Annotated in this window: 6 protein-coding genes and 1 pseudogene; all 7 read right to left on the reverse strand. The window is 50.2% G+C overall.

Going from position 1 to position 14,777, the window contains the following annotated elements; translation table 11 throughout:
- Positions 1-148 precede the first annotated feature (148 nt).
- The 7 genes and pseudogenes from OCV96_RS15255 to OCV96_RS15285 all read right to left on the reverse strand — a co-directional run bounded on the left by OCV96_RS15255 (position 149) and on the right by OCV96_RS15285 (position 14,731).
- On the reverse strand, positions 149-7,015 hold the full coding sequence (locus OCV96_RS15255) for a right-handed parallel beta-helix repeat-containing protein (RefSeq protein ID WP_262594850.1): 6,867 nt from the start codon (positions 7,013-7,015) through the stop codon (positions 149-151).
- 26 nt (positions 7,016-7,041) lie between these two features.
- Positions 7,042-7,734 (reverse strand): ICP22 family protein, encoded by a 693-nt coding sequence (locus OCV96_RS15260; RefSeq protein ID WP_145985632.1) that lies wholly within the window; start codon positions 7,732-7,734, stop codon positions 7,042-7,044.
- 11 nt (positions 7,735-7,745) lie between these two features.
- Positions 7,746-10,109 carry a helix-turn-helix transcriptional regulator gene (locus OCV96_RS15265; RefSeq protein WP_172594833.1) on the reverse strand — a complete coding sequence of 788 codons (2,364 nt, stop codon included), beginning with the start codon at positions 10,107-10,109 and terminating at the stop codon, positions 7,746-7,748.
- Positions 10,110-10,433: 324 nt separating this feature from the next.
- Positions 10,434-11,666, reverse strand: coding sequence for an ATP-binding protein (locus OCV96_RS15270; RefSeq protein WP_262594851.1), 1,233 nt, complete (start codon positions 11,664-11,666; stop codon positions 10,434-10,436).
- Between the two features lie 38 nt (positions 11,667-11,704).
- Positions 11,705-11,890, reverse strand: a pseudogene (locus tag OCV96_RS19750) (hypothetical protein); the annotation flags it as partial.
- Positions 11,891-11,922: 32 nt separating this feature from the next.
- Positions 11,923-13,146: an ATP-binding protein gene (locus OCV96_RS15280; RefSeq protein ID WP_119624241.1), complete on the reverse strand. Its 1,224-nt coding sequence runs from the start codon at positions 13,144-13,146 to the stop codon at positions 11,923-11,925.
- A gap of 760 nt (positions 13,147-13,906) precedes the next feature.
- Complete coding sequence (locus OCV96_RS15285) at positions 13,907-14,731, reverse strand: class B sortase (protein WP_172594834.1); 825 nt, start codon at positions 14,729-14,731, stop codon at positions 13,907-13,909.
- Positions 14,732-14,777 lie beyond the last annotated feature (46 nt).

Consider the following 14,777-nt stretch of genomic DNA (forward strand, 5'->3'; position numbering starts at 1 on the left):
TAAAAAGAGCCTATGTAAACCAGTTTTTTGTTTTACATCGGCTCTTTTTATGGATATCATGTTAAAAAGCGAGCACCAAATATTAAATACATTCTTTTAGCTGTTTTTTGTTGATTTTGCTCTTTTTATTACTCCTATGAAATCATCATTATTTTTCTTCTGAACCACTCTTTTTCCTTACATAGAATACGGCTCCAATAACAATCAGCATAATACAGATACCTATAATAATGATTATCGTATTATTCCATGTATATTTTGAAGTGCTGTCATCTGTCTTAGACGCAGGAATGGTTTCATCAGCTTTGTTGTCTGCCTGACCGTTATCACTCATAATCTTGGTATCAACAACAATCGTGTAATCTGATGCATGGGTAAATACAAGTTCCACATTTCCATCCGGATCAATCTGTCCGGCACTGATAAATTCCAGTTCTCCGGTCTGTTCATTGTAGTAGAACAGGTTCGCATACAGTCCTGCATTCTTTGATTCCATGTTGACGGTCAGTGTGGCTGCAAATCCAAACTCTCCGTCATAAGCAAGAGTCAGATTCAAGGAAGAATGTTCCCCGGTCACGTTATTGATCACATCCACAGGAATGGATTTTCCGGCGTCGGCTCCGACTGTCACATCAAAATCAATATCTCCAGCTGCATCAGTAATATCCTTTCCAAAAATCTTCCAGGAAAGACCATTTCCCATATCCAGAACAAGTGTTGTATCCTTGCCCTTGATACTGTCAATTACATCCTTCGGTACTACAGTCGTTCCGTTCATGGCAACTGTTACCGTATCGCCTGACTTAGCTTCTTCAAGCTGTGGCTTGATAACATCCCAGCCTTCCTTGCCGCTGTCGTCCTTGATGTATGGCTTAATTGAAGTGCCGTTGTCCTTACCATTATCCGTATCAGGCTGTGGCTTCTGATTCTGATTACCATTGTCTGTGCCAGTCTGCGGTTTCCGGTTCTGACTGCCATTATCCTTGCTGCTGTCATCGGACTTGATCTTAGCGATCGGCTGTGTGTAACTGTGTCCGCACTTGGAGCAGGTATAGGTCATGATGCCTTCCTCTGTTGTCGTTGCAGCCTTCGTCACCTTTGATACATAGCTGTGTCCTGTTGCCGGAATATTCTCCGTGTAGCTGTCTCCACAGGAACAGGTGTATGTCCTTACCCCTGCCTCTGTACAGGTTGCCTCCTTCGTAATGCTTCCCGTATAGTTGTGAGTGTGCTGTTCCTCCGGCAGCTTCGCAATGCTCTCTGTGTAGCTGCTGCTGCATCTGGTGCAGGTGTAGGTTCTGACTCCTTCCTCGGTTGTCGTCGGCTGCTTTGTTACGGTTGCTTTATAATCATGTCCCAATGCTGCCAGCTCTTTTCCGGTACTCATAAGTTTATCGCAGTCCGTACAATAGGTATCTCCTGCGTATCCGGTCTGCGTGCAGGTCGCTTCCCGCTGATTCCGTATTTCAGTGTGCGTGTGATCACATTCTCTTCTTGTAATCGTAATGCTTACACTTTCTGTCTCATAATTTCCCTTGTCAGCTCCTATATAAACCGCAGTCGCCGTCACAGCCACACCATCTGCAAGCACCGTGTCCTTATCTGCCTCCTGCCAGCTCCATCCTTCCTGAAGTGTAATATTGCCAACCTTCTTTGTGCTGTGTGCCGGTGTCATTGCAGCTTCCGGCATGTTTGGAGCTTTCGCTGCCTTATTGACCGTAACTGTTATTGTTCTAGTTACTGTATTGTAGTTGTTTGTGTCATCAGGTGTAAATACTGCCTGATAGCCTTTGTTGTTTACAGTCGGAATGATGTTCGTTCCTGTAAAGCTCCATGTTCCGGCAAGTGAATTGCCATCTGCCCCTGTCACACTTCCGCCTGTTATATCTGAACCGGTAAGCGCAGCATCCGGATTGTATCCACGCTCTGCAACGGTTGGTACTGTTACAACTATCGGAGTTGCCTTGGCTACTGTGATGGCTGCTGTTCCGGTAAGTTCCGCGTAATACGTACTGTCTGCCGGCTTGAATACCCAGCCCGCCTGTGTGGTTCCGGCTGCCGGTATCTCGTCCGGATTGCTCCATGAAAGAATACCTTCTATCACATCATCTGTACCGGCTTCCACAAAAACGGTATTTCCAAGTGTCAGCTTTGAAACCTTTTCCCCATAGGTCAGCGCATTGCTTCCATCTACAGATACGGTGTTTCCGCTCTTAATCTCTACCGTCTTCTTATCTGTAATACTAATCGTCAGCGTGTATCCAGCATTCGCATAGTTCTCCATCGAAGCTGTTACCGTGATAATTGCTGTCTTTCCAACCTTGGACGCATCTACCTGATTTACTTTATAGGTCAGATTTCCGGCTGTATCGACTGTTACCTCACTTAAAAGCTTCTCTGTATCTGTCTTTGCAACCGCATATGCTGTAGTTCCCCTATCCGTCGGAAGCTTTCCTGCAATATTCACACCGATTGCCTTACCGTCTGAACCGGAAGCATACGCATAGGTCTTATTTTCCGTGATGCTGGAAACGGTGAGTGGGCGTTTGGTAATATTTACCCAGGCGGAGCCGGAAGCATCCGCATAGCCGAACTGGGAGACCTTATAAAATACGATCTTTGGACCATTCGTGAAGTTGGTGTAGGTCAGGCTGTCCTGTGTGCAGCTATCTGCGCTTTCGCCGTATTTTACGGTTGCGCCACTGGGCACGCCGGTGAGGGTGATTCCGTGCGCCTTACCGTCATACACACCATCATAAGCCTCAGGCGAAATGCCGCTGAAGTTCTTCTGCGTGAGTTTGACCTTGATCTGCGCCGTCACAGGCATGCCGGGCTGCTCCACCTCGTTAGCAATCGAAGTAAGATCTAATGTTCCGGTGAGCGTCTGCTCCTCCAGCGTATTCGGATTATAACCGCTCCATGTGACGGGGATCTTATCAAATGTTTTGCCGTCCTCCGTGGTGATCGTCACGGTTTCGGGTAGTCCCAGCTCTTCCAGCGCCGTTCCGTAGGGCTTGTCCGTAATGCCAGTCAGCGTATGGCAGCTCTTTACCGTACGCTTGACAACCGTTACGTTATAGTCCTGAGTCAGCTCCTTGTAATTATTGGTATCTGTGGGAGTAAACACAATCGTGGTGGTCTTGCTGCCTGCGCTGTCCCAAGATTTCGCAGCACCTGCCTTGAAAGCGAAGGTGCCTTCGCCGCTGCCGCCGGTGAGGGTCGCTTCACTGTTGACATAAACCGATGCAGAAAGCGTCGGCCATTCGGTCACCACCGGATTAGCCTTCTGAATGGTATACTCCACGCTGGCAGTGGCAGCCTTGTTACCCTCGCCCACCGTGATGCTGGCGGTGTACTCGCCCGCGTCGGTGGGGAGCGCGCCGTTTTCCAACATCTGTTGACCATACGTGCCCGTCTTTATGTAGCTGATGGTGATCCCACTCGCCGCCGGACCCTGCCAATCGCTGCTTGCAGTCACCGTGGCGGGTTTGCCTTCCCCGCTGTAGGTCAGCTCGGCGGGGGCCGCAATGGTCACGCTGCCGCCGTTTCCGTCGGTCAGATAGCAGCCCTCTGCCGTACACTTCGCGGTGATGGTCGCGCCGCTTGCCGTGTACGTCCAGCTATGCTGATGCTGGGTCACGGTGAACGGCTCGCTGTAGCAATTGTAGCCGTTGCTGCACTGGACGTAAATGTGGTACTGATAGCTCTTGTCTACGGGCAGCCCGGAGATTGTGAGCGTCTTGCTCTTCTCGCCGGTATGCGTTGCAGTATTAACTTTTTTGAAACTCGTGGTCCAGTCGTTTTCTGATTCGTTAAACAGCTCCCACCAGTAGTAGTAGGTGACGTTCTCCGTTTCGGGCTCGGACGCGATTACCGCAGTCAGCGTGATATTGCCGTCCGTCGCAAACGCCGAGCTTCCGGTGTAGTTCGTATCGCTATTCGGATAGATCTTTTCGACCGCGAAGGGGGCTTTTTCAACGGTGACTTTTGACGGGATTGAATTGGCGTTGGGGAGCCATTCATTATCCGTTGTTTTTTTGTAAGCGTACCCCTTCGCCAGCAGCGCGTAGGGCTTGACATAGCCGGCATCGCTCGTGATCGCGCCGTAGCTGCCGCCGCTGAGGCTGGCGCTGCTGCCGTCGTCCTTTACAGCCACACGGCTGAAGGTGCCGTTGCTCAGCGAAAGCTTTCCGCCGTTCTTCGCCGTGACAATGGCGAGCTTCGTATCCTTGTCCTTGACGGTCAATTCCGCGTCTTTGCCGTCCACCGTCACATAGAAGCCTCCGTTGCTGCCCGTGACCGTCAGAGAAATGCCCTTGGCGATGAGGTCCACACCATCGACCGTTTTCCCGCCGGTCGCCAGCGTCACCGGCCCGCGGGTCAGCTCATAGGTGGTCCGCTTCCCGTTGACAGTGTCATCCACATTCTGATACAGCGTGATGGTCTTTGCACCGTCCGCCGCGTTCGCCGCCTCAATGGCAGTGGCAAAGGCCGTGTACCAGCTCGTCTTGTCGCCGATGGTCAGCGACGCCGCCATCTGCTTCTTACAGACACTGCAAATGCCCTTGCCGTCCGTGCCGCCGTTGTGCGTATGCGACACGACCTTGACATTTTCCAGCGTATTCACTCTATCATTGGTCACAGCCTGATTATCACTTGCTCCGTAATACGCCGCGCCCTCCGCCAGCAGGTCGGCGAGTTTGCGGTCGCCGTTGGTTTTGATCATCGTAAATGTGCCGCCGGAGAGCTTGACTTTGGTGGTGTAAAAATCCGCGAAGGTAAACGTGCCGCCGGTGATCGTCCCCGTGACATTGTAGTCAAACGTAACGCCGCCATATTTCTTTTCATTATTAAAGCTGCCGCCGCTGATGTTCGCGATGCTGCTGCCGTTGAATTTGACATTACCAGTGAAGGTACCGCCCTTGGCGTTCAGCGTACCGTTCACCTCGACGGAGGCGTCGGTAAATGTGACGCCCTCCTTCACCGTCGCCGTGCCGTCGATGGTCGCACCTTTATAGCTGCCGCTGGCAAAGGTCACGTCCGCGTTTTTAGCGACCGTCACATTCTTGGCGGTGTGCGTTCCGCCCTTCAGCGTCAGCGTGCCGGTCAGCGGCATGGAGGTGCCGAAAGCATACATATCCCGCAGCAGGGTCAGCGTCGGCTCGGTGCAGCCCTCATTGCTCCAGCCGTTCAAGGTCTGGATGGCCTCTACATAGCCGTGTTCCAGCGCACTGTCTTCCGTGAAGTAGGCAGTCTTGGTCGTGCCGTCGGTGCTCTGGGCGGTAATTTTCGTATACAGGTCCTTGTGGCACACAGAGCACACGGGGTTGCTGTCATCGGCGCACTGATGGACGCACTCCGGGAACTGCACCTTGTACGTTGTATAGCCGGTCAAGTCCACAATTTTAGCGCTCTTATCAACGATGCTCCATGTACCGTCCTTTTCGCCGTACAGCTCGCACTTTGCATGGTTGGTTTTCAGCAGGTCTTGAACGGTGAGGCTCTTGCTCTTCGTGCTGTCCGTGATCTTGCCGATGGTGCAGGCGTTTGTATTGCCATTCCACAGCTTCAGATTGTAGCCCGTACTTGTGGAGCCAGCCGCAGCATTGCTTAATACCAACTCGCCGATTTCGCCGCCAAAGCGCTCCAATGCGCCGCCGGCCTGCAGCTCCACGCGCGAAATCTTGCCGGTGTAGGAGTCGCCGACTGCAAGCGTTCCGTTGGAGGAAACGTAAAACGTGACATCGAGCGCCTGCGTTCCGCCGCCTGTTCCGGAATCCTTGACCGTCAGAGTCCTGGGTTTGTTCCCACCTCCGACGCTAATGTAATAACGCTCGCTGCTGACAGTTTTGCCATTCAGATCCAGCGTCGCTGAGTAGGTGTAAGAAGAAGAGCAATTTCCTGCGAGTGTCACATCCCGCAGCAGCGTCACGGTGTTGCCTCTGGCTGCATCAAACGCCTTCGTCAGCGTCTGATAATAGGCGCTATCGCCCACGCGCGCGTCGAATTGCGTATGGCACTTCTTGCAGGTGTAGCCGGTATCGTCCATCTCGTGCGTGCAGGGCACAAGATAGACCTTGCCGTCATCGCCCAGGCTGGTCACGCAGTCGGCGGCGTCCGCCTTGAAGTTCTCGGCGCTGAGCGTCACGCCGCTTGCCGGTTCGGCGATGGCCCCAAGATTTATGCCTTCACGCACGCCCACACGGATGACCGAATCCTCTCTCAATGCGCCTGATACAAGAATGGGCAGCTTCCAAGCTTCATTGGCGTAATAACCGGCCTTCACCGAGCCGGAAATAGTGAGCTCAGGAGTGTTGCTTTCCCTTCCGTCGTAGTAAACGTCATATTGAGAGTTGTCGGTAACGGTAGCATCGGTGAGGGTAATAGCGCCCTTTCCATAGATGCCGCCGCCCTCAAAGGTACTGTTGTTTCCGGTGATCGTCACATTCTCGACGGTTACCCCTCTCTCCGAATAAATGCCGCCCCCGTGGCCATAACTTGTATTCCCCGTGGCGGACGCCTTGTTGCCGGTGATCGTGGCGTTGGAGATCGAAACTGTGCCGGCGTTAAAGTGGATATAGATCCCGCCGCCGTTGCCGGCGGTCGCCTTGTTGCCGGTGATGGCTCCGCCGTCCATGGTGAAGCTGCACTTCTCACCCACATATACGCCGCCGCCACCGCCGTCAGACGCACCCGCAGTGTTATCGGAAATGGTTCCGCCATGCATGGTGAATCTTGGCGGGTCGGTCTGATTCGTCGTGCCGACAAGGAACACACCGCCGCCGCTGCCTGCTTTATTACCGGTAATCTCTCCACCATACATGGTAAAGGACGAGCCGGTCTGATAGGCGCTGCCCTTTATACCGACCTGCACGCCGCCGGTGATCGTGCCGCTGTACAGTTCAAATTTGCCGCCGTTGACGGTCACTTCGCCTTGAACCCTGCCGCTGCCGATGGTGATTTTGCCGTTGATCGTCTGCCCGTTCAGGCAGAGGTTGACCTCGCCTTCTGGCACAGCCCAGCTCCCCGACACAGACCGCGTCAGATAATAGCTGCCCGCAGAATTAGGCAGGGAATCGGCTGCCGTCCATGCTGTGCTGTTGTTATGGGTATGACCGTTGTACCGCTGTCCTTGCCGCAGACACAGTGGGTATGCTCGCCGGACTGTGCGTCCGCCAACAGCGCGGTCTGGCTGTTGAACCAGCCGAGCAGCGCCTCGAAGTCTGCGCCGGTGATCTGCGCCTGCTGCTCTGCGTTCAGTGCTTCATAAGCATCATACGCCGCCTGAATGTCGTCATAAGCTGCGTCCAGCTCGTCGGCGGTCATGCCGTCCAACTCACTCACGATGGGCAGCGCATCGATCATCGTCTGCACAGCGGATACCGCCGCGTCCGCATTGTTCCCGGCGTTTTCATCCTCGCCGCTCTCCGGCGCATCTGCTTTACTGTCCTCAGCGCCACCGGCGTCAGGGGTACCGGTATTTTGCGGGTCACCCTCTGAACCGTTCTCTTCCTCATTCGTTCCAGCCTGTTCGGATACGGCGGGCGAAATTTCCTCCTGCCGCTCCTGCTGCACGATGGCGCCGCTCTCCGGCGTATCCTCCGCCGCTCGCACGGGTGCGGGCAGGAGCGTCAGACACAGCGCCAGCGCCATGAACATACTCAATACTCGTTTTTTCATAAGATTCTCCTTTAGGATATATGTATAAGGTTTATATTCAGCCCGTTCAAGCACAGGCTCAGCTTTTATAGATCATCCGGAATGAGCCACAGCTTTTTTGCGGCTGTCCTGGCTTCCGCCCGGCGCTTCACGTCCAGCTTGTCGAGAATGTGGCTGACGTGGGTCTTCACCGTGGGCAGCTTCACGTCCATGATCTGCGCAATCTCGGCGTTGGACTTGTCCGCGCAGATGAGATGCAGAATTTGTAGCTCCGTGGGCGTCAGCTCCTCGCCGGGGGCAAGGCGGGGTTCGAGGAAATGCGGGTAGAACGCCGCCTGCATCCGCACCGCCGCCATTAACTGCTTATACCACTTTTTGTCGCCATCCCATTCCAGTGCCCCCAGCAGCGGCAGCACTGCCGTGCCGTATACGCTGACGGTGCGGATGAATCGGTACTCTGCCGCCGCGCCCAGCGCCGCCGTCAATCGCTCGCGCCACCGCTCATCCTTCTTGCGGCGCAGGGCGATGGCAGTCAGGACATTCAGGTGAATGCCGTCGATGATGCGGGCGCAGTTTTGAATGTACGGCTCCATGGGTGAGAGCGTCAGCAAAGCGGCGTCCGGGCGGTTCTGCATAATTTCCACCATTGCCTGCGTGAGATACTGGTAGCGCCGCATGACATTCAGGTGCGTTGGTTCGCAAGGGGCTTTTTCCCGGTACCACGCATCCGCCGCATCAAGGTCGCCGGTGTGCATGTCAATACGGCAGAGCATGGCGTCCATATTGGGCAGAAAGCGAGTCAAACCGCGCTCGACAAAGCATTCATGGAGCACCTCGATGGTGCGCCGCGCGTCGGTGGGCTGCCCGTTTGCCAGCTGGCTGCGGGCCAGCAATCCGCTGACGGCGAACTCCATGTCCGACGTGCCGTGGTTGCGGACCTCGTTCATCTGCGGGAGAAGGGACAGCATCCGGCCGGCGACGTCCTCGCCCTTTTCAAACTTGCTCTCGGCAATGGCGCAGTCGGCAAGACACACACTGTCCCGCCCCAGTACTGCCTCCACGGGGAGACGGAGGGTTTTGTAGAGCAGGTCGTCCTTTTTGCTCCATTCGGAAAAGTCCTTGCCACCGTTCATGATGCTCGGCAGCGCGCTCGTGACGGAGAAGGACGGCAGCGCCACCTCTTTGTTCGTCAGAAGCCGGAACACGGCGGGGATGGTTTCCGTCAGACCCTTCACGCCCCGCTGGGGCAGGGAGATGTCCAGCCATGCAAGGCGGCCGCGCGCCTGCTTTCCGGCGGCGTCCTGCCTGCCGCAGTGTTCGACAAACTTTTGCAGTTCGCCATACCAGCGCTCCGAGCCTTCGTAATCCATGACCAGCGCGCAGAGCATGCTCATGCCCTGCATCAGAGAGGGGGATGCGAGAATTTCCGCCTCCGGCAGGCTGCGGTAGTATTTTTCCATCTCGGCATAGTGCCCCATGCCGGGGTGAAGTTCTGCATTACGCACTAGCAGCTCGGAAACCTTGGAATGGTCACCGCCGCTGGTGTAGCATTCTAGGGCGTGGGCGTAGTCTTCCTTCAGCTCATAGTACAGCCCGCCCCGGCCGATGAGCGCTTTGCGCTTTTCCTCGGTATACTCCCGTTCCATCTCCCAAAGGAGAAAAGCCCGGAAACCCGACCAGAAGTGGAAGCGCTGGCAGTCGTCGTAGCGCAGCATAGTAGTGTATCGAAAAATCCAGTCCAGCCGTTCGCCGGCACGGGGATCACCGCTGACCATCCGCGCCATTTCCAGGTCAAAACTTTCAAAGGGGGCTAGCTCCAACAAGAAGCGCCGCACCGGCAGGTCAAAGCGCCGGTAGATGGCGGTCTCAAAGTAGAGGAACACCTCGTAGAACACCCGCGCCACCAGCTCCGGCGTCCACGGCTTGTCCGGGGACATGCACCGCGCCGTGATGGCCACACCCAACGGATAGCCCACGGATTCTTTCAAAATTCCATCAATCTCGCTATCTGTTACGTTTACTCCCGAAAGCTGAAACAGCCGCCGCACATCGCCCTCATCAAAAAGCAGGTCGTCGGCCTCCAGCACTGTCATCAGCCCCGTATACTGAAACGCCGTCAGGCAGCCGGGCGGCACACCGCGCGAGAGCAGCACAAAACGGCGCTCCGGACTTGAGCGAATCAGTTCGCAAAGAGCCTGCTGCCCGGCTTCCTCCTGCATGAACTGAAGATCGTCAATCAGCAGAATGTCCCAATCCTGCGCTGACGGTGGGATTGCGCAGTCTGGGTCTGCTGCACTTTGCCGCAGCACGTTCCGACCGCGCAGCAGTGCGTCCGCCAGTACTGTCTTTCCAAAGCCGCAGGGTGCGCTGAAAAAAAGGACTCTGCCATGCGCCATGAAGCTGTCAAACCGTTTCTGAACGGAGGTCTTTATGATAATATTTTTGGTCATTTCTTTCCTCCCTTTGATACAGAGCGAGATTGCCATAAGTCTTTCGTAATCTGTCTCGAATTATATTATACGAGTCTGTTTCGAAATGTAAATCATCCCAAAGGATGAGACACGCTGCATAGCAAACTGCTATGCAGATCATTTTTGTTTGATTTTGATAGCATAGATGCAAATAAGCAGCCACACACCGAAGTGCATGACTGCTATGTAAAAAGTTCGGAAAGGATTTTTGCAATCTGACACAGTTTCCTGGCCCTGAATCTCCATCAACATAAAAATATCTCCATCATTTCAAAAGAGAATGACGGAGATATTTCGCCTTGTTTATTCTTGTAGCAGCCAATCGGCTATATCATGGATTTCGATTCCTTCATAGCTATATTTTGGATGTTTGGTTCTGGCAATAATCATTTTCGGATAAGCATCTCGGATCTGAAGCAGAGGAGAGCATTCTCTCTCAAATGTTTCCTGCCCGGAAATGTTGTCGCTGACCTGAATATAAATCTTCTCGCTGCCTCTCTGAGCAACAAAGTCGATCTCCTTTTGATAGAGCTTGCCGACATAGACATCGTATCCACGGCGAAGAAATTCAATGCAAACAATATTTTCATATACTCTGCCGTAATCCATATTTCTGCTTCCCAGTATTGCATATCGAATACCACTGTCACACAAATAGAACTTTTCAGAGCTTTCAAGGTATTTCTTGCCTCGGATGTCGTATCTCTTAATATCATAAAATACAAAAGCATTGCACAAATACTTAATGTACTTGCCGACGGTTACATGATTGGTTGGAGTCTCATTTGCTGTCAGCAGCTGACTGACCCTATTAGGAGACGTCAGGTTGCTGATATTATCCATAAGGAACTCGCTCAGACGTTGTAAAACCAAAGAGTCCGGGAGCGCATATTTTTGCACCAAATCCCTTGTAACAATCGTTTCGTAGACCTCTTTGATATAGTTTGTTCTGTCTTTTTCGGTTCTGTAAGCGTAAGAACCTGCTAAACCGCCCTTGATAGCGTAATCATCAAAGAGCTTATCTTTATCACTAACATCATCATAATATTGGCAATATTCCTGGAAGCTGAAAGGAAACACATGAATTTCAATATAGCGTCCGGTAAACAGAGTTGCCAGATCCGCACTCAACAGGAAAGCATTGGAGCCGGTTACATAGATGTCATATTTTCCCTTAGAGTACAGGCTGTTGATTGCCAACTCAAACTTGGGACACATCTGAACCTCGTCTACAAACAGGTAGTTCGTTTTACTTTCCTGATAATGTTCTTCCACATAAGCGTGTAAGGCATGGTATTCCTTGATTTCTTCATACGCCAAATCCATGAAGTCAATGAAGATAATATTGATATTTTCAAAATGGCTTTTCAGATACTCAATATACGCCTGCATCAGCTTGGACTTACCGGATCGACGAATGCCCGTGATAATCTTGATGTCAGGAGTACCATTCAGTTCAATGATTCTGTCGAGATACTTTGCTCTTGTAATTGTTTTCATATCGTCACCCACTTTCAAAAATCGAATATTTTTCATTTTTTGAAACTGCTTCGATGTATTTATTATACTGTCTGCTAATAGTATGTGCAAGACGTCGCTTTCAAAAACTCAATCAGAGTACTCAGACATTCTTTGCCATTGTTTTCTCCTTCTCTGTTCTGAATTGCCATGCGTATCATCCTCTCAAATGACTCGCTGAAATGTTCATCATCTTCTGGCGTCCGTTTCTTTGGCCCTTTTATATGATTTTTTCCAGAAGCCACAATTTTAAATTTTTTCTTAATTTGTGGCGTTATGATAAATTAATATCCTTCTTACCCAAAAGAAAATCAACAATATTGATATGTGCAATTCCATTTCTTGAATAATCAAATCTATCTAATGAAAACACATATTTCGGTGATGCATCACTAATTGGCTTAAAAGCACCAAACTCTCTTTCAATCGTTTCCTTGCCAGCCAAATAATATGCCACCTGAATAAAACATTTCTTTCTTCCATTTATTGCAACAAAATCAATTTCACCCTTATATGTTTTTCCTGTAAAGACTTCATAATCTCTTGCTTTTAGCTCGTTATAAATTATATTTTCAAGAAAAAAGGTATCCTCAAAATTTACTAAGTTTGTATTTATCATGCGAAAACCAGTATCTACCGCATATTGCTTCTCTATATACGACATTGCCTGTTTTCCTACAATATTAAATCTTTTTACACGATCAATTAGACAAGCCTTTTCCATTTTATCAAGATATCTGTATATCGTCTTTTTATCCAAAGTATCTGCATTTTGATGTATAAAATAGTTCTCTATATTTTTACTGGAAAATTCCTTTCCTGCATTTGCCATAATATATGTTGCTACTCTTTCAAAGTTTTGTCTATTAACCTTTGATCTGTCAGTAATAATATCCTTATCTAAGATACCTTCATATGTCTGCTCCAAATATCTCTTAATATCACTTTCTTTTGTAAACGAAAAACGCAAAGGGAAGCCACCCCAATTGATATAATCAATCATAAACTCATCCGGAGATATATTTCTTCCTATAGCTGTAGCATATTCGTAGCTTTCGGCAAAGGAAAATGGCATTATTCTAAATTCAACACATCTTCCAACCAACAATGTTGCCATCTTGCCGGATAGCAATTTCGAATTACTTCCAGTAATAAAAATTGAGCAATTTAATGTTGCCCGAAAGGAAGCTAAAACCTTTTCAAAGCTCCTGACATGCTGAATCTCATCTAAAAAAATCAAGTATTTGTCATGATCCTTGATTTGCTCATTCACATAGGAATTAAGTTTTTCTGCAGTTCTTATTTTTTCAAATTGCAAATCTTCAAAATTAATGGTAATAATATGCGCTCTATCAAACCCATTTTCAATAAATTCTTCTTTAATCTGCTCTAACAATATAGATTTTCCACATCTTCTAACACCTGTCAGAACCTTAATTAAATCCACATCATAAAATGGTCTTATTTTGCTTAGATATCTTTCACGCTTTATATACATAACATCATCTCCAAATCAAAATATATATTTATTATGCCACAAATCAAGATTTTTTCAAGATTTGTGGCACATATTTAGAAAATTTCCATTTCAATTTCTACCACTTTTTCATCCGTAACTCGTTCGTCTGTTTTTTTCTGCCATAGGCATTCTCTCCTTTTCCCTGAACTCACTCGCGTTACACGCTCGTTGTCGCGGCATTCGGTGCTCGTAAGCACCTATAAATAAAAAAAAGCAACAATGAATTGTGGTCATCATTGTTGCAAAATTTGACTGTTCCCAGGGGGAATCGAACCCTCAACTAGTGCTTAGGAGCTCGAGTCCACACTGGGAACAACGATTATTTTAAGTAAATATGAGTCAAGGAAAGCCTTGATTTTCCTGACTATTTTGTAAATCTCTGTCAAAATAAGAAAACGGAAAATCACCTGAGAAAAATGGTTTTCGCTGTCAAATCGCTGACATTGTCACCCTGAGGGTTCAGCCATTCCGTTCCAATGATTTTTTCATAAATATGGCTACCATTCCATCTGTAGCAGTAATGATAACACTGTTTTCTTATTAGATTATCTATATTATAGCGTGTAGAGCAAGGGATGTCGATGTTTTTTGATCAAATTATTTTGGCAACCTATTAAATGTAGGGACAGCAAAAACCACGGCTGCTCTGTACGGGGCGGCCGCCGTTTTCCCTATATCATACGCTGCTTTTCAGTACCGCAAGGATGGGTGTCCTGTTATCGTCGTATTCTGATTTCTTTTAGGGCATTTCAGGACTATCCACAAGGGATACGCTGAACTCCTGTGCGGTTGCGCCCTCCGGCAGCAGCTTTGCCATGACCACCAGCCGCTGATTACCGCTGTTGGCCTTGTCATACTTCCGGCAGCAGGTGGAGAGGGTCAGAACAGTATCTTCCTCGGAGAAAGTCACGCCATCAAAGTCAAGCCAGTTTTTCCGCGCAATCGTCTCAAAGAAGCTGGTCAGATCATCTCCCGTGGGATCAGGCTCAATATAGTCAAAGCCAATATCCGTGACGAACAGCGCGGTGATCTGGAAAATCATGTCCTCACCATCCACAGAGAGATAGATATACGGATGCTCCTTTACAAAGTCTACGTCCATATAACGGTAGAGCTTGGTGAACCGCACACCGTCCGGGTCGCAGTTGCTGGCGGAGTGGCCGAAAATGGTGGTGTTTTTGTCCAGCTTATCCCTGCCGCCGATTTTGTTTTCACAATGGGCATAATAGCAGCCCCACATGGCGTACTCACCGTTTTCATCCAGCTTTAGGTAATAGCCGTTGTCCTCCGCCTGCATCACAGGGTCGTCCACCTCCGCACCTGGGATATACAGCCATGCCACGGTGTCGGGATTCTTCGCTCTGGCTTCCGCCAACTCTGTCTGCCTGTCCACCGAGGGGATAACTTCGCCCGCGAGAGGCGCTGATGGCTGAGGCGCAGATGTGCCGGGAATGTCGATAGGCTCTGTCTCTCTCTGATAGCAGCCCCTGACTGCCGTGGTCATAGCAACGAGAAGGACAACTATGCAGATGATCGGACGAATGATTCTTGTGATTCTTTTCATAATGCTATCTCCTTGCCGCGCTTGGATAGCGGCGCAGCTCAAAATG

The organism is Waltera acetigignens (assembly GCF_025567015.1).
Taxonomy (GTDB): Bacteria; Bacillota; Clostridia; order Lachnospirales; family Lachnospiraceae; genus Acetatifactor; species Acetatifactor acetigignens.

Bases quoted from the DNA above. Each gene is read 5' to 3' on its own strand.
- OCV96_RS15285 (WP_172594834.1), bottom strand. From the start codon at position 14,731: ATGAAAAGAATCACAAGAATCATTCGTCCGATCATCTGCATAGTTGTC.
- OCV96_RS15280 (WP_119624241.1), bottom strand. From the start codon at position 13,146: ATGTATATAAAGCGTGAAAGATATCTAAGCAAAATAAGACCATTTTAT.
- OCV96_RS15265 (WP_172594833.1), bottom strand. From the start codon at position 10,109: ATGACCAAAAATATTATCATAAAGACCTCCGTTCAGAAACGGTTTGAC.
- OCV96_RS15270 (WP_262594851.1), bottom strand. From the start codon at position 11,666: ATGAAAAATATTCGATTTTTGAAAGTGGGTGACGATATGAAAACAATT.